Source organism: Nocardia caishijiensis NBRC 108228 (genome assembly GCF_001612825.1).
Lineage (GTDB): Bacteria > Actinomycetota > Actinomycetes > Mycobacteriales > Mycobacteriaceae > Nocardia > Nocardia caishijiensis.
This window is the reverse complement of sequence record NZ_BDBE01000038.1, coordinates 154,634-176,072: the sequence shown is the minus strand read 5'-3', so window position 1 is coordinate 176,072 and position 21,439 is coordinate 154,634. Positions and strand designations below refer to the sequence as shown.

At 68.7% G+C, this 21,439-nt stretch carries 20 protein-coding genes; 8 read left to right on the top strand and 12 right to left on the bottom strand.

Annotation, left to right across the window (positions count from 1 at the left end):
• Positions 1–43 precede the first annotated feature (43 nt).
• On the top strand, positions 44–1,144 hold the full coding sequence (gcvT, locus tag NC7_RS21060) for a glycine cleavage system aminomethyltransferase GcvT (RefSeq protein ID WP_067985745.1): 1,101 nt from the start codon (positions 44–46) through the stop codon (positions 1,142–1,144).
• A 26-nt stretch (positions 1,145–1,170) separates the two neighbouring features.
• Positions 1,171–2,268 carry a branched-chain amino acid aminotransferase gene (locus NC7_RS21055; protein ID WP_067985743.1) on the top strand — a complete coding sequence of 366 codons (1,098 nt, stop codon included), beginning with the start codon at positions 1,171–1,173 and terminating at the stop codon, positions 2,266–2,268.
• A 49-nt stretch (positions 2,269–2,317) separates the two neighbouring features.
• Here NC7_RS21055 and NC7_RS21050 read toward each other — a convergent pair whose 3' ends face one another.
• The 6 genes from NC7_RS21050 to NC7_RS21025 form a co-directional block, all read right to left on the bottom strand.
• Positions 2,318–3,031, bottom strand: coding sequence for an MBL fold metallo-hydrolase (locus tag NC7_RS21050; protein WP_067985741.1), 714 nt, complete (start codon positions 3,029–3,031; stop codon positions 2,318–2,320).
• A 135-nt stretch (positions 3,032–3,166) separates the two neighbouring features.
• Complete coding sequence (locus NC7_RS21045; RefSeq protein WP_067985739.1) at positions 3,167–3,916, bottom strand: adenosylcobinamide-GDP ribazoletransferase; 750 nt, start codon at positions 3,914–3,916, stop codon at positions 3,167–3,169.
• Positions 3,917–3,935: 19 nt separating this feature from the next.
• Positions 3,936–5,003 (bottom strand): nicotinate-nucleotide--dimethylbenzimidazole phosphoribosyltransferase, encoded by a 1,068-nt coding sequence (gene cobT, locus NC7_RS21040; protein WP_084458656.1) that lies wholly within the window; start codon positions 5,001–5,003, stop codon positions 3,936–3,938.
• A gap of 73 nt (positions 5,004–5,076) precedes the next feature.
• Entirely contained in the window at positions 5,077–5,613 is a 537-nt protein-coding gene (gene cobU / locus NC7_RS21035; RefSeq protein ID WP_067985735.1) for a bifunctional adenosylcobinamide kinase/adenosylcobinamide-phosphate guanylyltransferase, read from the bottom strand.
• Positions 5,614–5,762: 149 nt separating this feature from the next.
• Entirely contained in the window at positions 5,763–6,686 is a 924-nt protein-coding gene (locus tag NC7_RS21030; RefSeq protein ID WP_373861265.1) for an alpha/beta hydrolase, read from the bottom strand.
• Positions 6,687–7,086: 400 nt separating this feature from the next.
• Complete coding sequence (locus tag NC7_RS21025; RefSeq protein WP_067985733.1) at positions 7,087–8,049, bottom strand: helix-turn-helix domain-containing protein; 963 nt, start codon at positions 8,047–8,049, stop codon at positions 7,087–7,089.
• An 85-nt stretch (positions 8,050–8,134) separates the two neighbouring features.
• Between NC7_RS21025 and NC7_RS29290 the strand changes: the two genes are divergently transcribed.
• A complete protein-coding gene (locus NC7_RS29290) occupies positions 8,135–8,302 on the top strand; it encodes a hypothetical protein (protein ID WP_157102108.1) in 168 nt (55 codons plus the stop codon).
• A 58-nt stretch (positions 8,303–8,360) separates the two neighbouring features.
• Here the strand turns inward: NC7_RS29290 and NC7_RS21020 are convergent, their stop codons facing one another.
• Positions 8,361–9,020: a DUF3043 domain-containing protein gene (locus NC7_RS21020; protein WP_067985894.1), complete on the bottom strand. Its 660-nt coding sequence runs from the start codon at positions 9,018–9,020 to the stop codon at positions 8,361–8,363.
• A gap of 257 nt (positions 9,021–9,277) precedes the next feature.
• Here NC7_RS21020 and erpA point away from each other — a divergent pair, with 257 nt between their 5' ends.
• Both erpA and NC7_RS21010 read left to right on the top strand, forming a co-directional pair.
• The gene (erpA, locus tag NC7_RS21015) at positions 9,278–9,634 is read left to right on the top strand and encodes an iron-sulfur cluster insertion protein ErpA (RefSeq protein ID WP_067496006.1); all 357 of its coding nucleotides are present in this window, start codon (positions 9,278–9,280) and stop codon (positions 9,632–9,634) included.
• 217 nt (positions 9,635–9,851) lie between these two features.
• Positions 9,852–10,778, top strand: a complete 927-nt coding sequence (locus NC7_RS21010; RefSeq protein WP_373861266.1) for a carbohydrate kinase family protein — start codon at positions 9,852–9,854, stop codon at positions 10,776–10,778.
• Between the two features lie 142 nt (positions 10,779–10,920).
• Here NC7_RS21010 and asnB read toward each other — a convergent pair whose 3' ends face one another.
• Positions 10,921–12,897 carry an asparagine synthase (glutamine-hydrolyzing) gene (gene asnB / locus NC7_RS21005; protein ID WP_067985730.1) on the bottom strand — a complete coding sequence of 659 codons (1,977 nt, stop codon included), beginning with the start codon at positions 12,895–12,897 and terminating at the stop codon, positions 10,921–10,923.
• A gap of 585 nt (positions 12,898–13,482) precedes the next feature.
• On the opposite strand from asnB, the gene ctaC reads away from it, so the two are divergent.
• The gene (ctaC, locus tag NC7_RS21000; protein ID WP_067985728.1) at positions 13,483–14,481 is read left to right on the top strand and encodes an aa3-type cytochrome oxidase subunit II; all 999 of its coding nucleotides are present in this window, start codon (positions 13,483–13,485) and stop codon (positions 14,479–14,481) included.
• A gap of 10 nt (positions 14,482–14,491) precedes the next feature.
• Positions 14,492–14,908 (top strand): cytochrome c oxidase subunit 4, encoded by a 417-nt coding sequence (locus NC7_RS20995; RefSeq protein WP_067985726.1) that lies wholly within the window; start codon positions 14,492–14,494, stop codon positions 14,906–14,908.
• 80 nt (positions 14,909–14,988) lie between these two features.
• On the opposite strand, the gene NC7_RS29285 is transcribed toward NC7_RS20995, so the two are convergent.
• Both NC7_RS29285 and NC7_RS20985 read right to left on the bottom strand, forming a co-directional pair.
• Positions 14,989–15,135: a hypothetical protein gene (locus NC7_RS29285; protein WP_157102107.1), complete on the bottom strand. Its 147-nt coding sequence runs from the start codon at positions 15,133–15,135 to the stop codon at positions 14,989–14,991.
• An 869-nt stretch (positions 15,136–16,004) separates the two neighbouring features.
• On the bottom strand, positions 16,005–16,757 hold the full coding sequence (locus tag NC7_RS20985) for a bestrophin-like domain (protein ID WP_067985722.1): 753 nt from the start codon (positions 16,755–16,757) through the stop codon (positions 16,005–16,007).
• 678 nt (positions 16,758–17,435) lie between these two features.
• Here NC7_RS20985 and NC7_RS20980 point away from each other — a divergent pair.
• Positions 17,436–18,473: a helix-turn-helix transcriptional regulator gene (locus NC7_RS20980; protein WP_159372901.1), complete on the top strand. Its 1,038-nt coding sequence runs from the start codon at positions 17,436–17,438 to the stop codon at positions 18,471–18,473.
• 92 nt (positions 18,474–18,565) lie between these two features.
• Here NC7_RS20980 and NC7_RS20975 read toward each other — a convergent pair whose 3' ends face one another.
• Positions 18,566–19,837, bottom strand: a complete 1,272-nt coding sequence (locus NC7_RS20975) for an FAD-binding oxidoreductase (protein WP_067985718.1) — start codon at positions 19,835–19,837, stop codon at positions 18,566–18,568.
• A 51-nt stretch (positions 19,838–19,888) separates the two neighbouring features.
• Complete coding sequence (locus NC7_RS20970) at positions 19,889–21,433, bottom strand: alkaline phosphatase D family protein (RefSeq protein ID WP_067985716.1); 1,545 nt, start codon at positions 21,431–21,433, stop codon at positions 19,889–19,891.
• Positions 21,434–21,439 lie beyond the last annotated feature (6 nt).

Below are 21,439 nucleotides of genomic sequence, written 5' to 3'. Positions count from 1 at the left end.
AGGGGCACGCCGCGATGTCGGGTCCGCCGGATAAGCTCGCCCCATGACCGACAACGTCCTGCTCGAAGGTCCCATCCATGCCGTTCATGTCGAACTGGGGGCGACCTTCGCCCCGTTCGGCGGCTGGGAGATGCCGGTGCAGTACGCGGGCACCGTCGGCGAGCACACCGCGGTGCGGACGGCGGTCGGCCTGTTCGATGTGAGTCACCTGGGCAAGGCGACGGTGGCGGGGCCGGGCGCCGCGCGATTCGTGAATTCGGCGCTGACCAACGATCTCGGTCGCATCCGCCCGGGCAAGGCCCAGTACACGCTGTGCTGCGCCGAGGACGGCGGCGTGATCGACGACCTGATCGCCTACTACGTGAGCGACGACGAGGTGTTCCTCGTCCCGAACGCCGCGAACACCGCGGCGGTCGTCGCCGAACTGCGCAAGAGCGCACCCGAGGGCGTGACGGTGACCGACGAGCACCGGGACTACGCGGTGTTCGCGGTGCAGGGGCCCAAATCCACCGAGGTGCTCGCCGCGCTGGGCCTGCCCACCGACATGGAGTACATGGCCTACGCCGACGCCGAATGGGATGGTCGGCCCGTGCGGGTGTGCCGCACCGGCTACACCGGCGAACACGGCTACGAGCTGCTGCCGACGTGGGACGACGCCGAACCGGTGTTCCGCGCGCTGGTCGACCAGGTGCGCGCCGCGGGCGGTCAGCCCGCCGGGCTCGGCGCCCGCGACACGCTGCGCACCGAGATGGGCTACCCCCTGCACGGCCACGAACTGTCCCTCGGCATCACCCCCAACCAGGCCCGCACCGGCTGGGCCGTCGGCTGGCAGAAGCCGCAGTTCTGGGGCAAGGAGGCGCTGGCGAAGGAGAAGGCCGACGGACCGCGTCGCACCCTGCTCGGTCTCAAAGCGCTCGACCGTGGCGTGCTGCGACAGGGCCAGAGCGTGCTGCGCGACGGCGCACCGGTCGGTGAGACCACCTCGGGGACGTTCTCGCCCTCATTGAAGGTCGGCATCGCGCTCGCCCTGCTCGACACCGACGCGAAACTCGCGCCCGGCGACGAGGTCGAGGTCGACGTGCGGGGGCGCCGCCTGCGCTGCGAGGTCGTCAAGCCGCCGTTCGTCGACACCAACACCAAGTAACAGTTACCGCCGGATAGGATCGCATCATGACAGTCGCTGCACAGTTCACCCGTATTCCGCACCCCGCGCCCATCTCGGCGCAGCAGCGGGAACAGGTACTGGCGGCGCCCGGTTTCGGGCGGTACTTCACCGATCACATGGTGTCGATCGACTACACCGACGGCCAGTGGGGCAACGCGCGCGTCGAGCCCTACGGCCCGCTGTCGATGGACCCGGCCACCATGGTCTTCCACTACGGGCAGGCGATCTTCGAGGGTCTCAAGGCCTACCGTCAGCCCGACGGCGGCATCGCCACCTTCCGGATCGACGCCAACGCGGCGCGGTTCCGCCGGTCGGCGGCCCGAATGGCCATGGCGGAACTGCCCGAGGAACTGTTCATCGAGTCGGTGCGGCAGCTGCTTGAGGTGGACGCCGACTGGGTGCCCGCCGCCGGTGGTGAGGACTCGCTGTACCTGCGTCCGTTCATGTTCTCCACCGAGGCCGGTCTCGGCGTGAAGCCCGCCGCCGCCTACAAGTACCTGCTGCTCGCCTCGCCCGCGGGTGCGTACTTCCCGCGCGGGGTGAAGCCGGTGCGGGTGTGGTTGTCCACCGAGTACGTGCGTGCCGCGCCGGGTGGTACCGGTGAGGCCAAGGTGGCGGGCAACTACGCCGCGTCCCTGCTCGCCCAGGCCCAAGCCACCGAGAAGGGCTGCGACCAGGTGGTGTGGCTGGACGCGTGCGAGCGGCGCTACGTCGAGGAGATGGGCACCAACAACCTGTTCTTCGTGTACGGCACCGGATCGCAGGCCCGGCTGGTGACCCCGGAACTGTCGGGTTCCCTGCTGCCCGGCATCACCCGCGACTCGCTGCTCACCCTGGCCGCCGACTCCGGCTACCCGGTGGAGGAGCGCAAGGTGTCGGTGGAGGAATGGCGCAAGGGTGCCGAATCCGGTGAGATCAGTGAGGTTTTCGCGTGCGGAACCGCCGCGGTGATCACCCCCGTCGGCTGGGTGCGTTCCCACGACGGCGAATTCGCGATCGGCGGTGGGGAGCCCGGTGAGGTGACGATGGCGTTGCGCGACACGCTCACCGGGATCCAGCGTGGCACCTTCGCCGACACCCACGGGTGGCTGCGCACGCTGTAATCGACAGACAAAGAGCGGGCCCTGATCGTGGGCCCGCTCTTTTCATCTGTCAACCCGGCATCAGGGCTTGCCACTGCTGCAGCGACTGAGGGCGCAGCACATAATTGTTGTCGCGGATCGAGGACAGCTCGGCGCTCGGCGCCTCGGAGTACCAATGTCCCGGGTAGACAACGGGATTGCCGCTCAACCCGGCCAGGTGGCGCAGGCTGCGGAACATCTCCTCGGAGTCGCCGCCGGGGAAGTCGGTGCGGCCGCAGCCGTCGACGAACAGGGTGTCACCGGAGATGAGACGGCCGTCGAACAGGAAGCACTGGCTGCCGGGGGTGTGGCCCGGGGTGTGGAGCAGTTCGATGTCGAAGGCGCCGACCGAGACGGTGTCGCCGTTGTCGTGGCCGGTCAGTTCGCTCGGGGCGATGCCGGTGGTCTTGGCGACCCAGTCGAGTTCCTGCTTGTTCACATGCACGGGCACGCTGGTCTTCTCGAGTAATTCGCGCACGCCGCCGAGGGTGAAGCCGAGCATGGTTCCGCCGACGTGGTCGGGGTGGTGGTGGGTGGCGAGCACGCCGCTGACGCGCATGCCGTCGGCGGCGGCCACGTCGACGAGGTCGGCGGCCTGGTAGGCGGGGTCGACGAGGAGGGTCTCGCCGGTCTCCCGGTCGCCGATGAGATACGCGAAATTGCGCATCTGTGTCGCGATCGGATCGCCGACGGCGTAATCCCGGCCCGACAGCAGCTGACGGAAGTAGAGGCGCTCGGAAGACATAGCGTCCACTGTATTGCCACCGGTGTGCTGGGGGTGTAGGCGAGTACCGATGACCGGGCAGTCTGTGCGAGCGCACAATGGCCACGCACGCTGGTTGTGAACAGTGCTGGTTTCACAAGGTGGCGCGGCGGGGATTCAGAGCGTTGACGAGAAGCCAAGAGCCGCAAGGGAACTCGTGATCTCCACGGTTGCCCCCAGGACGTCGCCCGACAGACCACCGAAGCGGCGCACGCAGTGGCGGGCGACCAGCAGCGACCCGGCGAGCGCGCCCACGACGACGACCGGACCGAGCCAGAAGTTGCCGGGAACGGCGAACACGCAGCCGGCCAGCGCGAGAACCGGCCAGCAGATCACCGGGGCGAGCGGCTGGGTACCGGCGACCAGCGTGCCGAAACCCGACTCCGGGGCGGCGGGAACGCCGCGTCGGCACGCGATGACCACCGCGACCCGGCCGAGCGCGACGGCGCACACGATCGCCGCCCATCGTCGCTCGTCGACTAGTGCGGCGAAGGCGAAGGCCTGGATCCCGATGGCGAAGATCAACGCCGCCACCCCGAACGGGCCCGCCGCACCGGACTTCATGATCTGCCTGGCCCGCTCGGGCGGCCCGTAACTGCCGAGACCGTCGGCGGTGTCGGCGAGCCCGTCGAGGTGCATCCCCCGGGTGCCGAGGGCGAGCAGGCCGACGGCGAGCAGTCCGGCGAGCGCGCTGGTCAGTCCGGCCCGATCGAAGACCCACAGTGCTGCGGCCGTGCCCGCGCCGAGCAGCAGTCCGACCAGCGGCGCCAGCGTGATGGCCCGGCCCGCGAGGTGCCGGTCGACCGTCGACGGTCCGCCGACGGGCGCGACGGTGAGCCAGGAGATCGCCAACCGCACCGCGTTCACGACAGCCGACCCGCGCCGTTCACTTGACGAGGTCGACAGATGTTTCGTCGGCCGTGCTCACGCCCGCGTCGGCGAAGGTCGACATCTCCGACAGGGTGGCGACGGCGGCGCGGAGAAGGGGGAGTGCGGTCAGGGCGCCGGAGCCTTCGCCGAGGCGCATGCTCAGGTCGAGCAGGGGCTGCAGGCGCAGATGTTTCAGGGCCAGATCGTGGGCGGGTTCGGTGGAGCGGTGCGCGGGCAGCCACCAGGCCTTGGCACCCGCGGCGAGGTCCTCGGCGACCAGGGCGGCGGCGGTGACGACGACACCGTCGAGCAACACCGGGGTGCGGCGGGTCGCGGCCTGGGCGAGGAAGCCGACCATGGCGGCGAAGTCGGCGCCCGCGGCCACGCGCAACAACTCCACGGGGTCGGCGGCGACCGGGCGGGCCCGGCGCATACCGTCACGGATGGCGGCGACCTTGCGGATCCAGCCCGCGTCGTCGACGCCCGTGCCGCGTCCGACGGCGGCGACCGGCTCGGTGTTGGTGAGGGTGGCCACCAGGACGGTGGCGGGTGTGGTGTTGCCGATGCCCATGTCCCCGGCGATGAGCAGATCGGCGCCCGCGTCCACCTCCTCGTCGGCGATCGCGCGGCCCGCGGCGAGCGCGGCCGCGACCTCGGATTCGGTGAGCGCGTCCTCCCGGTCGATGGACCCCGACCCGCGACGCACCTTGTGCTGGGCGACGGTCGGGTCGGTGTCGCCGTCGACGCAGATGTCGACGACGCGCACGGTCGCGCCCGCGACGGCGGCCAGCGCGTTCACCGCCGCCCCACCGGCCAGGAAGTTCGCGACCATCTGGACGGTGACCTCGCTGGGGTAGGCCGAGACGCCGTGCTTCGCGACACCGTGGTCACCGGCGAACACCACCACGCGCGCACGCTCGAACTGCTTCGGTGGGCACACGCCCTGGCAAGCGGCGACCCAGTTGCCCAGTTCCTCGAGTCGTCCCAGCGAACCGGCCGGTTTCGTCAGCTGCGTCTGGCGCTGCTCGGCCGCGCCACGCACCTGCGCGTCCGGGGCCGCGACCGGGCCGAATCCGTGTGTCACTGGGAAGCCTTTCGACAAAGTGTTTCTTCGGTGCTCATCTTGCCCGGACCACGGGGCGCCGGGCGACCCCGGCTCATTTCAACCGGACCGGCAGCCCGGCGACGACGAGGAAGGCTTCGTCGCACACCTGGGCCAACCGCTGGTTGAGCGTGCCGATCTCGTCGCGGAACAACCGCCCCGACCGCGTCGCCGGGATGACACCCATGCCGACCTCGGGCGAGACGATCACCAATCGTCGCCGATAGGCCGCGACGGCGGCCACCAGTGCGTCGCAGTCCGGGGCGACGGCGCCGCGCGGTTGCTCCCACGCCTCGCGCGCGTCCAGGCGCGCGGTGAGCCAGGTGCCGATGTCGTCGAGCAGGGTCGCGAGCGTTTCGGTGGCGAGAACCGTTGCGGGGTCGGCGTTCTCGACCGTCGACCAGTGGTCGGGGCGTCGGTCGCGATGCCGATCGATCCGCTCGGCGAATTCGCGGTCGGCCGGGTCGAGCACCGCGGTGGCGAGGTAGCGGACCTCGGGCGCCTCGCTCAGCAGTCCCTCGGCGAAGGCGGACTTTCCCGACCGGGCGCCCCCGAGAACGAGCGTGCGCGAAGGTGTGCGGTCGACCGGCATGTCAGCACGGTAGCAACCGGCCGCGCCTCGCGGTCGGCCCGTCCTCCGGCTCGTCGGCGCCGATCGACCGTGGTCTCGGCGTGGGGGGCGCCGCGCCACGGAAAGCCGGGCCACCTCGGCGTAGCCGTCCCGAAACGGGCCGCAGTGCCTCAGGACGCGCCGAGTGCCGCCAGGATCATGGGGCGGGCCGTGGCCAGGGACTGCTGCCAGTAGGGCCAGGTGTGGGTGCCCGCGGTGATGTCGACGCGGGCGGGGATGCCGAGGGCCGTTGTCCGTTCCCGGAATATGCTCGCGGCGATCACCGCCAGCGATTCGATGCCCATCGCGTTGACGGTGTTCCCCACGGCGGAACTCGCGTCGAGCGGGCCGGGGACACCGTTGCCCGAGGTGATGTAGAGCGGCAGGCCGCGCAGCAGCTCGGCCTGGACGGTCGCGTCGTTGCGGCGCCAGGCGGGATCGCCGACCGGGCCCCACATGTCGTCGAGATTGAACCGACCCTCGTCGAGCATGGCGGCGCGCATCGTCAGATCCCACCCGGGGAAGGTCGGGTTGAGGAAACCGGAGAACGCCCCGGCGAACCGGAACTGGTCGCGGTGGTGGGCGGCCAGCGTCAAGGCGGCGTTACCGCCCATCGAAGCGCCGACGACCGCGTTGTTCGTCCGCGAAACTCCATACTGCGCGAGGAAATCCGGGAGCTCACGCGTGAGGAACGTTTCCCACCGGTAGGTGGTGCTCTGCCCGTTGGTACTGCTCGGCCGGTACCAGTCGGTGTAGAAGCTGGCGTGACCGCCCACCGGGAACACCAAGGTCACGTCGTCACCGGCGAAGCGGCGCAGTACGTCGGTGTCGGTGGTCCACTGGCTGTGCCCGGCCGGGGCGCGCAGCCCGTCGAGCAGGTACAGCGCGGCCGAACCACCCCGGGCCGCCCACTGCACCTGCACCTTGATCGGCCCCATGCTCGACGGGACGGACAGCTCCTCGAAACCGCCTGCGGGTGCGCGCAAGACGGGGCCGGGCGGTACCGCCCTCGCCGTCGCGAAACCGACTCCCGAGACCATCACGGCTGCCGTCACGACCGCCAGAACTGTCCTCAACCGCACGAAACTTCCCCGCCCGCTACGAAACACCACCCGAGCTGATCAGGCGCACCACCCCCGGGTCAAGTCGCTACGGCATCTCGACGAACCGATATGTTCACAAACTGTGAGCCGTCACAGGTGATTCGGAGCGCAGGTGCAGATGTACGGCTGCGGCTCGCGAAGTCAATTGCCTTGCGACAGAAAGATTTTCCGAGTCCCATCGGGAAGACATGCTGCGCTTGGTCGCCCGGGCGATCGGCAATCTCGATCGTGGCACGTAACCACCGAAAGGGTTGATCATGCTCTCCCGCATCCATCCCGTGGGCACTGCCGGTGCTGGGCGACGGGCTGCGACTCACCGGGCGGTGGCGGACATCGAAAACGGTGTGGTCGTTCAGTTTCCGGTGCCGAAGCGGCGGCGGTAGTCGGTGGGGGCCACGCCGACCTGGCGCTGGAAGTGGTGGCGCAGCAGGGCGCCGGAGCCGAAACCGCACTGGTCGGCGACGCGTTCCAGGGGCAGGTCGGTGGCTTCGAGCAGGTGTTTGGCGAACAGGACGCGCTGGGTGGTGAGCCATTTGACCGGAGTGGTTCCGGTTTCGGCGGCGAAGCGGCGGGCGAAGGTGCGGGTGGACATGCTGGCGCGGGCGGCGAGTTCGTCGACGGTGTGCGGGTGGGCCAGGTTCTCGGTGAGCCAGGCGAGCAGATCTGACAGGCCTGCTGCGTGGCATTCGGGGACCGGCTGCTCGATGAACTGGCGCTGACCGCCGTCGCGCTGGGGTGGGACCACCATGCGGCGGGCGATGCCGTTGGCCGCGGCCGTGCCGATCTCGCGACGCACCAGGTGCAGGCAGGCGTCGATGCCCGCGGCGGTGCCCGCGCTGGTGATGAGGTTGCCCTCGTCGACGAACAGCACGTCGGGGTCGACGGTGGCCTCGGGGTATTCGGCGGCGAGCGTGTCGACATAACGCCAGTGGGTCGTGCACTTGCGTCCGTCCAGCAGGCCCGCCGCGCCCGCCAGGAAGGCGCCGGAGCAGACGGTCAGCACGGTGGCGCCCGCGTCGGAGGCCGCGCGCACCGCGTCGACGACGCCGGGCTGATAGGCGTGTTCGGTGGTGAACGGGAAGGCCGGGATCGCCACCAGGTCGGCGTGCGGCAGCTCGTCGAGACCGTATTCGGGTGTCACGGTGACGCCGGGGGTCGTCGAGCGCAGCGGCTTGCCCGGCTCCGCCCCGCACACCCGAAAATCGAAACCGGGCAATCCATCGCCGGTGCGGTCGAGCCCGAAGACCTCGCAGACGACCCCGAACTCGAACATCGCCAGCTTCTCGTTGAGGACGACCGCGACCTTGGACAGCATCACTCCATGCTACTGGCCGAATTTTTACGCACAATGTCAGAACAGCCACTTTCGGCTGAAAAACGACGCGCGCAAAATTACTGCCATGCTTACTTTTCTGATCCTCCTCTCCGTCATCACCGCACTGGCCGTCCTCGTCGGACGTGGCAGCGCGGGTGCCACCGGCGTCATCGACCGCGATGCCCAGCGCATCGATGCCGAACTGCGCGCGATCGCGGGCTACGCGACCGACATGCGGCCCGGTCACTTCTGAAACGACGAATGCCGTCCCATCCGGCTGGACGGAACGGCATTCGTGCAGGTAGGGGGTACTACACCGCGTCGCCGGGGCTGACCCGTGGCTTCGGGGCGCGCATCTTCCGGATCTGGGACGCGCGGACGAAGGCGTACCAACCCAGCTTGAAACCGGTGTCGGTGGTGTCGGGGAACCGCGCGAGCACCCGGTTGTTCACGATCCTGCCGAGCACGAAACCCTCGATGATCATGAACAGCATCATCACCAGCATGGCGAGGGTGACGATGCTCTGCAGCTGCGGCGCCACGAACATCGACAGGATGAGCACCAGCGCCATCGGCATGAACAAGCCGACCAGGTTGCGGCGCGCGTCGACCAGATCGCGCACGTACGCGCGGACCGGGCCCTGATCGCGGGGCAGCAGGTATTTGTCCTCGCCCGCCAGCATCCTCGCGCGACGCTCCTGCACCGCGGCGCGGCGATCGGCGGCCGCCGCCTTGCGGTCGGCCTTGGTGCCCTTGGTGGCCTTGCGGCGGGCCCGCGCCTCCTTGGCCGTCAGCGGGGCGGGCGCCACCGGTCCACGCCGTTTGCCTTCGGCGTCACGCCTTTTCGGGGTCGGACGACCCTTGCCGGGGGTGGACGATGCGGGTGCGGCGGCGGTCTTCTCGACGTCGGGCACCGAGGGGTCGACGGACTCGTCGATGGTGCTGGACTCGTCGCGACGGAACAATTTCACGTTCACCAGGCTATTCGATGGGGGCGAACAGGAGGAAACTCGGTCTCCTCAGCGGTGCCGGTGGTCTCATGGCAACCCCGATGAGAGCTGGATCACCCCCGGTGGGCGGGTAGTGTGGGCACGAGCACCCGGGGCGGGTCCACACGCGCCGGTATGGGTGGCAAAATGGAATAACGCAGCCGGTGCGATGTGTTGATTTCAGTCGTGCGCTGTGCACCTGAGGTCCGTTGACGGGCTGAGCCGAACTAGGAGTGTCCATGACTGTGCAGAACGAGACCGCCACCGAAACCCACGGTGCGACGCTGACCGACGCTGCCGCCGCCAAGGCGAAGGCGCTGCTCGACCAGGAAGGTCGCGACGACCTCGCCCTGCGGATCGCCGTGCAGCCGGGTGGCTGTGCCGGTCTGCGGTACCAGCTGTTCTTCGACGACCGCGTCCTCGACGGTGACATCGTCGTCGAGTTCTCCGGCGTGAAGCTGGCGGTCGACCGCATGAGCGCCCCCTACATCCAGGGCGCCTCGATCGACTTCGTCGACACCATCGAGAAGCAGGGCTTCACCATCGACAACCCGAACGCCACGGGTTCTTGCGCCTGCGGCGATTCGTTCAACTGAGGTCGGCTGCCGCGGGTTTGCGGGCTCCGTGAACCCGCGCTCACGTGCGGTGCGGCGACGCGGCGAGGTGACCAAGAGGTGAACTACCGGCGGTCACGCTTGCTACGGTTGAGGTCCGGGATCGGGTGATCCCGGGCTTCTTTGTTTCCGTCTAGCGCCGAAGGGGCTTCGCCTCGTGTCTGTAGCCGTGTCCGCGTCCATCGCCACCGACCACCTCATGCGTTTCCCCGGCAAATTCGCCGATGCGCTGCTCGCCGATCAGCTCGACCATGTGTCGCTGAGTTTCCTCGTCGACGATCTGCAGATCCGCCGCGGCGGCGTCGCGGGCAACATCGCCTACGCGATGGGCCTGCTGAAGCAGCGTCCGCTGCTCGTCGGCGCGGTCGGCGCCGACTTCGCCGAATACCGGAAGTGGTTGGAGGACAACGGGGTCGACTGCTCGGCCGTGCACGTGTCGAGCAAGTCCCACACGGCCCGCTTCGTGTGCACCACCGACGAGACGATGGCCCAGATCGCGTCGTTCTACCCCGGCGCCATGAGTGAGGCGCGCGAGATCGACATCGCCGCGATCGCCGCCGAGCACTCGGTGGATCTGGTGCTGGTCGGGGCGAACGACCCCGAGGCGATGATCGCCCACACCCGCCAGGCCAAGGCGCAGGGCATCCCGTACGCGGCCGACCCGTCGCAGCAGCTGGCCCGCCTCGACGGCGAGCAGGCCGCCGAACTCGTCGACGGCGCCGCGTACCTGTTCACCAACAAGTACGAGTGGGCGCTGCTGCAGTCCAAGACCGGGCTGAGCGAAGCCGAGATCACCGCCAAGGTCGGCATCCGGGTCACCACCCTCGGCGCCGAGGGTGTGCTCGTGGTCGACACCGACGGCACCGAGGTCCGCGTCGGTGTGGTTCCCGAGCTGAGCAAGGTCGACCCGACCGGTGTCGGCGACGGTTTCCGCGCGGGCTTCCTCACCGCCCACCGCGCGGGCCTGAGCCTGGAGCGCGCCGCCCAGCTCGGCTCCCTCATCGCCGTCCTCGTCCTGGAAACCACCGGCACCCAGGAATGGACTCTCAACACCGAGGACGCCCTCGAACGCCTCACCAAGGCCTACGGCCCCGAGGCCGCCGACGACCTGTCCGTCCTCCTCTAGAGCACGGTAGGGCTGAGCCCCCGGGTGGCTGATGGCACCTCGGGGGCCGAGGCGCAACAACTGATTTCGTGACGACATGGGTAACTCGTCGGGAACGCCCAAGACGTGATCGTTCCCGACCGGCGGCCCGGTCGATCAGGTGTTACGCACTTACGTCCGGCTGAATATTCGGGGAGGCGGGCCGGACGGGGTAGGTCGGTTCCTGGATTTCTGGCTTGATGCGGTCTTCGACGAAGATGCCGTGCCAGACCATGAAGACCAAAAGGGTCCACAGGCGGCGACTGTGGTCGGAGACGCCCGCCTTGTGGTCACGCAGCATCTGGAGGACGGCCTGCTTGTTCAGCAGGTGGTCGGTCTGGGACTCGGCGATCTGGGTTTCGGCCCAGTCGTAGAGTTCGGTGCCGCGCAGCCAGTGGCGCAGGGGGACCGGGAAGCCGAGCTTGGCGCGGTTGAGGACGTGGTCGGGGACGATGCCGTCCAGAGCCTGACGCAGCGCGTACTTCGAGGTTTCCTTGGTGATCTTCTGGTCGTAGGGGACGCCCTGGGCGACGCGCATCACCTCGTTGTCCAGGAACGGCACGCGCAGTTCCAGGGAGTTGGCCATGGTCATCTTGTCGGCCTTGACCAGGATGTCGCCGCGCAACCAGGTGAACAGGTCCAGGTGCTGCATGCGCGCGACCGGATCCCAGCCCCTGGACTGGGCGTAGATCGGCGCGGTGACGTCCTGGTGGGTCCATTCCGGGCGGAACTCACGCAGCACCGAACGCAGCTGGGCATCGTTGAAGCTGCGGGCATTGCCGTAGTAGCGGTCCTCGAGGGTGAGCGAGCCGCGCTGCAGCAGCGACTTACCGCGCTTGCCGTCGGGGATGCGGTCGCCCAGCTTGCCGACGAGCTTGCGCACTCCGGCGGGCAGGTACTCGAAAGGCTTGAGCGACAACGGTTCCCGGTAGATGGTGTAGCCGCCGAACAGTTCGTCGGCGCCTTCACCGGACAGCACGACCTTGACGTGCTTGCGGGCTTCCTTGGCCACGAAGTACAGCGGGACGAGGGCCGGATCGGCGACCGGGTCGTCGAGGTACCAGACGATCTCGGGGATGGCGGCGGCGAACTCGGCGGGGGAGACCACCTTCACGATGTGGCGTGCGCCGATCAGCTCGGCACTCTCGGCGGCTACGTCGACCTCGGAGTAGCCCTCGCGCTCGAAGCCGGTGGTGAAGGTGATGAGCTTCGGGTTGTGGCGCATGGCCAGCGCGGCGATGGCGGTGGAGTCGATGCCGCCGGACAGGAACGACCCGACGGTGACATCGGCACGCATGTGCTTGGCGACGGAGTCCTCGAGGGCAGCGGCGATCTCGGCGTAGCGCGCCTGCTCGGCGCCCTGGGCGAACGGGCGCACCCGGAAGTCGGGACGGAAATAGCGGGTGGCCTTCGGCTCCTGGCCCACCCGCACCGTGGCGTAGGTGCCCGATTCGAGACGACGGATGTTCTTGTGCAGCGACTCGGGCTCGGGCACGTACTGCAGCACGGTGTAGTGCTCGAGGGCGCGCGGATCGAGCTCATCGGAGAGGCCGAGCGGGCTCAGCAGTTCGAGGACGCTCTTCTTCTCGCTGGCGAACGCGGTGCCGCCGGGGCCGGTGGCGTAGAACAGCGGCTTGATACCGAACGGGTCGCGGGCCAGGAACAGCTCCTGGGTCTCGGTGTCCCAGATCGCGAACGCGAACATGCCGCGCAGCTTCCGTACGGCCTCAGGGCCCCAGAAGTGGAAGGCGGCCACGATCGACTCGCCGTCGCCGTCGGTGGCGAAGATCTTGCCCTCGGGGAACTCGGGGCCGTGCTCGGCGGCCAGCTGTTCGCGCAGTTCGAGGTAGTTGTAGATCTCGCCGTTGAAGGTCATCGCGTAGCGCTGCGGGTTGTCCGCGGGGCCCCAGCGCAGCGGCTGGTGCGAGTGCTCGATATCGATGATGGAGAGGCGGTTGAAGCCGAAGATCATGTGATCGTCGTGCCAGGTGCCCTTCTCATCGGGGCCGCGGTGGCGCTGGCAGTGCAGGGCGTCGTAGACCTGATCGACCACCTCGGTCGTCGCCGCATCAGCTGTCAGGAATCCGAGCAGTCCGCACACGGTGTCGGCAACCTCGTCTCTGGGATGGAGCGCGGTAGGTGCGCTCGAGCGTCTGGCAGGGATCAGAACTGGGCTCTCGCCCGAGTTGCAATGCAATGTAGTTCTCGACATCGCGTTGTACTTCAACGTCCTCACCATACTTTCGTCGCCCGGTGACGGCATCTCTCGCTCCCCGTTATGGGCGTGCCTGGTCGAGGGTGAAAGCCGGTGCGGCGGTTGGCGCGTCCATTGATCAGACCGGCCGGGCAGCAGAACCGCAGGTCGCGCGGTCCCGTCGGATCAAGGCGGAGTGTCGAATCCGACCCCGCGACAAGACAGCGCCCGCTTTGGTCTACGCTGCGTAGTACTCAGGTCCTTCTCAGGTGTGCACGCCTCGCGGCGGCGATACTCGGGACGGACCGAAACGTGCTGGAAATCGTGTCGGACGGGCGGATCGCGGCCCCGAAGACGCAAAGTGTCGGAATGTGTAGCGACCAGGAAGGCGTGAGCGTGGCGCACAAGGCGAGCGAAGAGATCGGGGCTCGACCCGTTCGGGGTCGGCAGGGCCGTATCCTTCGGCGGGCCGGGCTGGCGGTGTCCTTGGGGATGACTGCTCTCCTGGTCTCGGGCTGCTCGATCGACAATGTTTGGCTGCGGTTCGGCTGGCCCTCGGGCATCACGCCGCAGGCAACCCGGATGCGGGAGCTGTGGACCTGGTCGGTCCTGGCCGCACTCGCCATGGGCGTGCTGGTGTGGGGTCTGACCTTCTGGACCGTCATCATGCACCGCAAGCGCAAGGACTCCCCGGAGTTCCCGCGCCAGACGGGCTACAACGTGTCGCTGGAACTGACCTACACCGCGATCCCGTTCGTGATCATCGCGGTGCTGTTCTACTTCACCGTCGTCGTGCAGAACTACGTGCACGAGAAGACCGACAACCCGGACGTCACCGTCGACGTGACCGCCTTCCAGTGGAACTGGAAGTTCGGCTACCGCAACGTGGCCAACGTGGGCGGCCTCACCTGGAACGGCATCGACACCGAACGCGAGCTCGTCAACGAGGAGCAGCTGCGGGCGTACGAGGAGCGCGAGGGCGAGCACGGCCTCAAGCAGCCGGGCCCGGTCCACGGCAAGCCTGCCAACGACATCCTCTCGTACCTGCACTACGACAAGGTCGAGACCGTCGGTTCCAGCACCGAGATCCCGATCCTGGTGCTGCCGACCGGTAAGCGCATCGAGTTCCAGCTCGCCGCCGCCGACGTGATCCACGCCTTCTGGGTGCCGGAGTTCATGTTCAAGCGCGACGTGATGCCGAACCCGAAGGAAAACCAGTCCGACAACGTCTTCCAGATCTCCGAGATCGAGAAGGAAGGCGCGTTCGTCGGCCGCTGCGCCGAGATGTGCGGCACCTACCACTCGATGATGAACTTCGAGGTCCGCGCGGTCTCGCCGGAGAAGTTCGCCCAGTACCTGCAGGCGCGTATCGACGGCAAGACCAACGGTCAGGCCCTCGAGGCGATCGGCGAGTCCCCGGTGGCCACCTCCACGTACCCCTTCAACACCAAGCGCGATATCAAGAGCGCTTCGGTGAACGAGAGCAAGTGAGGATTCTGATATGAGGATCGAAGCACGGATCTTCGAACTGCTCACGGCGTTCTTCATCCTGGTGGGCATCGTCTACGGCTTCTTCACCGCGCAGTCGCGCACCGGCATCGAGTGGGCCGGTACCACCGCGATCGTGCTGACCGCGGGCCTGTCGCTGATCATCGGCACCTACTTCCGGTTCGTCGCCCGCCGCATCGACCTGCGGCCCGAGGACTTCGAGGACGCCGAGATCGTCGACGGTGCGGGCGACCTGGGCTTCTTCTCGCCCGGCAGCTTCTGGCCCATCACGCTGGCCGCCGCTGGTTCGGTGACGGCGCTTGGCCTGGCGTTCTTCCAGTTCTGGCTGATCGGTCTCGGTGTGGCGCTGGTCCTCGCCGCTGCCGCCGGTCTGGTCTTCGAGTACTACCTGGGCGTCGAGAAGCACTGACGCGCTACGCACAATCGCCGCAATCCTGTTGAACAGGATTGCGGCGATTGTCGTTTCGGGGGTTGTGCGGTGATGCCGGGTCAGGAGCGGCGCGTTGTGGCTCTGGCCGCACCGGCGCTGCCGATCACGAGCAGCAGGATCGCCAGCGCCCATCGTCGTTGCTCCTCGACGACCGGGCGCGCGTCGACGACCTCGGGTTCTCGTTCTCGCGAGACCGGGATCTTCATCGGTGACCTTGTCGGGGCTGTCGACGGCGGCGGACTGGTCGGGGAGCTGGGGCTGGGTGGTTCGGCGCGAGCCGGTGGTGCGGGGAGTGCGGGTGCCTGTTGTGGTGGCGCGGGTGCCGGGGGGTCCGGCACATCCGGTGGTGGCGGGGGTATCGGGGCGGGCGCCGGTGGTGGGTCCGGGTGGGGGAGTGCCGGGGCCGGGATGTCGAACGGCGCCGGTGCGGGTGGGGGTATGTCCATCGGGGCGGGTGCCGGTGGTGGTATGTCGGGTGGGGCGGGTGCCGGTGGCGGGAGGAGGTCGGGAGGGGGTACCGGAACGGGGCCCAAGGGCATCCCGGGCTCGGGGTGCGGGGGTTCGGGGGGCACCGGGATTCCCGGCAGGTCGCCAGGGTTCGGTGGGGCGGGTTGCGGGAGCGGCGGTGGTTCCGGCACGGGACCGAGCTCGGGTACAACGGGCGTGGGCGTGGTGGTCGGGGCAGGCGGAGGTGCGGGGGGTGGCGACGGAGGTGCGGGGGGAGCGTCGCGTCTGGGTGCGGGCCCCGGGATGATGATCTGGGCGCGTGGGCCCTTCGGGCCCGGCGGGCCTTGCGCGTCACTGTCCGGTTCCGGGGCGGCGACTTCGGGCGCCGCGGGTGTGTGCGGCGTCCGCGGACGTGGCGGGGCTGTCGGACGCTCGTCGATCGGGGCCGTGGGGTGCTTGTCGACCGGCGAGGGGATCCGGATGTCCGTGGACGGTCGGTCCGGCCGGATTCCGTCGCCCGGATCGGCGCCGGGAACGAACGGCAATCCGGGTGCGGCGTCGACCGCACCCGGCAGCCACAGGCTGGCACCCACCGCTATCGCGCAGAATCCCGTGCGCATCGGTGTTCTCACGTGAGCTGACCCAGAACCGTGGTGAAGGCGTCCGGACCGATCTTCGCGGCCCGCCCGTAGGGGTTCTGCAACTGATAGATCGTGTAGATCATGAAGGTCACCACGGCGGCGAAGCTCGCGACGACCACCACGTGCACCCGCGCGCTCGTACCCGCGAACAGCAGCGACAGCCCGATCGACAGCAGCGCGCCGAGCATCAAGGCCACCCACATCATCGGCGACAGCGTGCTGCCCGCCGCTTCCACCCGGGTCTGCCTGGCCTCGTAGACCTCCCACAGCCGGTCGGCCGCCGCGATCTGGCGGGAACGTTGCCATTCGTCGGCCGCCGGTGTGGCGGCGATGGCGGTGCGGACCTCGCTGAGTTCGGTCCAGGCGGTGTCGTCGACCTCCTCGGCCGCCGTCATGGCGGGCCACTCCACCTCGATCACTTCGCCGGTATAGCGCCGCACGGATGCGGAAATGGTGCTGCGGGCGGGTTCCGGCAGTGAATCGCCCGCCCACTGCAGGGCGAGCAGCCGGTCGGCCTCGTCCGAGACCGCCTTCTCGGCGGCGGAGTTGGTGTCGAGCAGACCGATGAGCAGGAACGAGGCGAGCACCACCTGCAAACCGGCGACGAGGGTGAACACCTGGCCCACCGACTCGTTCACCGATTCACCGTCGTGACCTTTCCCGCGCCTGCGGAGGTAGTACGCGCACGTACCGGCGAGCCCGGCGATCAACACGACCCACAGCAGCGCTTCCCACAGCATGTCTCAGACATCCTTCGTCGGGTTTCGAATGTGACCGGAAGTGGATCCAGGCAGATGTTCCCGCCAAGTGGTAATTCGGATACCTGGCGAGTTCGGCTGGGGCCGAGGCGAATTCCTGCCGGGCGACGTGTGCGCCGGGGCGGCAGTGGCCGCGGCTGAAGGTGCGGTGTCGGATCGGATGGTGGAAAGCGTCACGAAACTGCAAGGGGGACGGGCGATCTCGACGTTAGACCCAGCGCAACCATCAGTGCAATGGTCCAGCTATCGCCTCGACGAGCTGCCCTGCCGCGCGTGTGAGACAGAATCGCCAGGCCGAAGGCAGGTTGCCGACGTACGGGCGGCACGTCGGTCCGTGCGGTTTTGGCACGGTTTTCCGGTGAAGATGGCACGGAAGATCAGGGTGCGTGCGTTGTGTGAGCTGGTGCCCGATAAGCCGGATCGGAACGCGAGTTCTCCTGTTATGCTTGTGTTTTCGCAGCTTGGGAGTTATCGGCACGGTCGAGCTATCGGGGACAGGCGCGGAGGTGGGGTATGCGGATCAATGCTGGTGTGCACGAAACCGATGAGCGGCCGGGCGATGGTCGAGAGGTGCTCGGCGAGCGGCGACGCGGACATGCGGAGGGCCGATCCGGTGACGCGGAGCCTGATCTGTCTGGTTCGCCCGATACGTGGCAATCGGTGGGCGAACCCCGGCGCCGTGAAGCCGCGTGCCTGCTCGACGTGGCGGGCCGCGGCGGTGGGGGAGGGGTCGAACTGCGCGGGCCACGCGACGTGAACCGGCTGGCCTTCGGGTGCCGGGTGCGGGCCGACGAGGACTTCACCGCCACGCTCTGGACCTCGAGTACGGGCTCGGTGCTGGCGGCCCGGCTGCGCACCTCGAACATCACCGCCGAGCGGGAGGGGAACGCCGACCATGATCACTATGGGCGATATCTGCAGCTGAGCTTGGTGATCGGTGGTCGGGTCGCCCTCGAACAGCGGGGCTCGCGTGCCATCGCGGCGCCGGGGCAAGCATTCGCGATCTGCCTCGACCGGCCCTTCCGATCGGTGCTGTCGCGGGGGGACGCGGCCGCCGTCGACGTGCTGCACCTCTACGTCTCGATCGGCGCGCTGACCGCGTGGGGGCTCGAACCCGCCGCGGCGGGCGGGCAGGTGTGGGCCCTGTCCGGTGCCGCGGTGGCGGCGCTGCTGCTCGCTCGCGATCTCGCCTGTGGCGCGACGAGTCCCGCGCATCTCGGGATCGCCGCGCGGATCGACGAGATCGTCTTCCGTTCGGCCGTGGTGGCGCTGCTGGAACGCGACCTGGCGGGCGCCGCGATCGAGATGTCGGCGGAAGAATATCTGCGGCGCCGCGCGATCGACATCATCGATCGCGGCTTCACCGACCCGGGCATGAACCCCGACGCGGTGGCGCAACTTCTGCATGTGAGCAGAAGGACGCTGTTCCGTGCCTTCGAGTTGCAGGGGCTGTCGGTGGCCGGGCTCATCCGCACCCGCAGGCTGGTGGACGCGGCGACCGCGCTCGGCGAGAACTCACGCAGTATCCGCGAGATCGCCGAGACCTGCGGATTCCGCACGGCCGATCAGTTCTCCCGAGCCTTTCGGGCCGAATACGGTGTCACACCCGCCGCGTACCGGACCGCGCGACGTCGCGACGCGCTCGCCGCCCACTGTGACCGTCGGGCACTCGCACACACCACCCGAAGCGCGCTCTGATGGTCGGCGGCGGCCCGACGGCGACCACCGGCACCGACCTGTGCGGTCGGTGCCTGGGGTGGCTGGTCGGCGTGCTGACGCGAGCCGCGATGTCAGACGCTGTAGCGCAGCGCCTGCTCCGAACGGCAGATGTCATCGATGCCCGCCACGATCTCGCGCAGCTGTTCCGAGGGCAGGGCCGACGGACGCAGACGGCAGGTGAAGGTGATGAGACCGTAGTCGGCGGGGGTGAGGCCACGGGCGGCGGCCTCGGCGCGCAGATACGGCGAGCGCACACCGTAGGTCATCGCGGAGATGACGGTGAAGCAACCGGACCGCTCGCGGTGCTCGGCGAACAGATCGTGCAGACCGTAGAACACCGAGCCGTAATTGGCGAGCGGAGCGAAGACACCCACGCGGTAGGCGGGGCCGCGTTCGGAGGAGTTGATGACGGTGTCGGCCAGGTACTCCGCGTCGCGCATGGTGAGGACCTTCGGCGCGAACATCAGCGCGCCCGCCGCCGCGTTGCGGACCGGCATACCGGCGCGCCCGCCCGCCGCGGAGGCGATGGCGCCCAACGACTTGCGGGTACGGGTACCGACCTCACGCCGTGCCCGCAGACCGCGGGTGGGTGCGGTGGGGTAGAGGCTCGACCACTGACCGAACCGGACCGCGCCGAGGGTGACCTGCCCGGTGCCGACGGGACGGGTGACCTTCAGCGGCGCGGTGTCGACCCAGCGACCCACCTGCAGCGCCGCGCTGCCGGGGTTGGTGATCTCGGCGGTCGCGTGCTCGACGAAGGAATCGAAGTCGAGGAAACGGTCGGCATCGGTGGTGAGCCAGGTGTGGTCCTTGTCGACCTCGACCACGTCCAGGGTGAGGGCGGTGATGATGCCCGCGCGCCCGCCCGCGCCGAGGATGCGCTGGAAGCGTTCGGTGTGGTGGCCACGCCCGCAGGTGCCGATCCGGCCGTCGGGATCGACGTACTCGAGGTCGACGATCTGATCGATGAACATGCCGTAGCGGTGCGAGGCGGTGCTGACGCCACCGACGGAGGCGAAACCACCCGCGGTGATGTCCCGGTGGTCGCCGACCACCGGGAGGCCGAGACCGTGCGCACCGAGGCGCCGGTCGATCTCGGACAGCTTCGCCCCGGCCTGCACCCGCACGGTGCGGCGGCCGAGGTTGATGTCGAGGACCGAGTTCATCTTGCGCAACGACAGCACGGCACGCTGATCGGCCAACCCGAAGGACTCTTCGGTCAGTTCGCCGCCACGCACCGTCAGACGTTCGGCGCGATCACGCGAATCACGCACGGTGCGAACGACATCCGCAGTGTCGGTGGGGAGATATTCTTCGGAGGTGACGGTATGCGGCGTGCCCATGACCGCATAGCTAACCACAGCGCGGCGATTATGGCGACGGGTAGTTCGCACCTATTTCCCCGACGGCGCGAGTTGCTTGCTGAACAGCGCTTTTCCGGTCGCATCGCACAGGTCCACCGTCAATTCCCCGGTGCCGCCGTCGATACGGACCGCGCCGAAATGCTGGTATTCGGGATCGAGCGGCGAGGTGTTCGGCGCCGGGGGCGCGTGCACGAACACGGCCTCGGGTCCGAAGGTCGGGTCGAGTGGGTTGGGACCGAAGGCCCCGGCGTTGAGCGGACCGGAGACGAACTCCCAGAACTCGTCGAAATCGGTGCTGTTCGCGCGCGCGGGCGAGTAGTGGTGCGCGGCGGTGTAGTGCACGTCGGCGGTGAGCCAGACGACATCGCGCACCTTGTTCGCCTTGATCGCCGACAGCACCCGGGCGATCTCGGTTTCGCGGCCCGACGGCGCGCCCGGTGCGGCGTTGGCGACGCCTTCGAACGCGGTCTTGCCGTCGGGGACAACCACACCGATCGGGAGGTCGGCGGCGACGATCTTCCAGGTCGCCGTGGAGTGTTTCAAACCATCGATGAGCCATGCCGTCTGGGCCGCGCCGAGCACCTGGCCCTGGGGTCCGGTGTTGGCGGTGTTCGCGTCTTTGTATGCGCGCATGTCGAGGACGAACACGTCGAGCAGCGGCCCGTAGGCGATCTTGCGGTAGAGCCGCCCGTCGACGGCCTCGCGCGGCTCGAGCGGCATCCACTCGTGGAAAGCCTGCCAGGAGCGGGTGGCGAGGGTGTCCATGCCGCGTTCGGTGTAGCCCTTGTCGGCGGCGACCGTGCCACCGGGCGACCAGTTGTTGGTGGTCTCGTGGTCGTCCCACTGCACGATCTGGGCCACCGAGGCGTTGAAGCGGCGGTAGTTCTCGTCGGTGAGGTTGTAGGCGTAGTTGCCCCGGAACTGGTCGAGGGTTTCGGCGGGCTGGTTCTTGGCCTCGGCGGTGATATTGCGCCACACCCGGCCGTCGGGCAGGGTCACCGAATCCTCCAGAGCGTTGTCGGCGTAGACGCAGTCACCGGAGTGCAGGAACAGGTGCGGGTCGCGACCGGCCATGGTCGCGAAGACCTTCATGCCGCCGACATCGGGGTTGATGCCGAAACCCTGGCCCGCCACGTCACCGGACCACAGCAGCGAGATATCGGCGGGCGCGGTCGGGGCGGTGCGGAACACACCACTCAGAGTTTCCGAGGTGGCGCCGTCCTCGCCTTCCAACCGCACCCGATAGTGCACGAGCTGCCCGGCGGGCAGGCCGTTCACCCGGACGCGACCGGTGCCGTCGGTGGCGGGGGTGAGCAGCGGCCCGGTGAAACGCCGGACGTCGTGGAACTTCTCGGTGGCCGCGGTTTCGACGATCAGCGTCGCGGGACGATCCGAGCGGGCCCAGATCAGCGCACCGTCGGTGCGCGGGTCGCCGACGGCGAAGCCATGGGTCAGCGTCGGGCGCGCCCGCACCAGGCCGGGTCCGTCGCCGCACGCGACCAGTGCCGGGCCGGTGAGCAGACCGAGGGCGGAGGCACGCAGCACCGTGCGGCGGGACATCGTGAAATCGACCATGCCCTG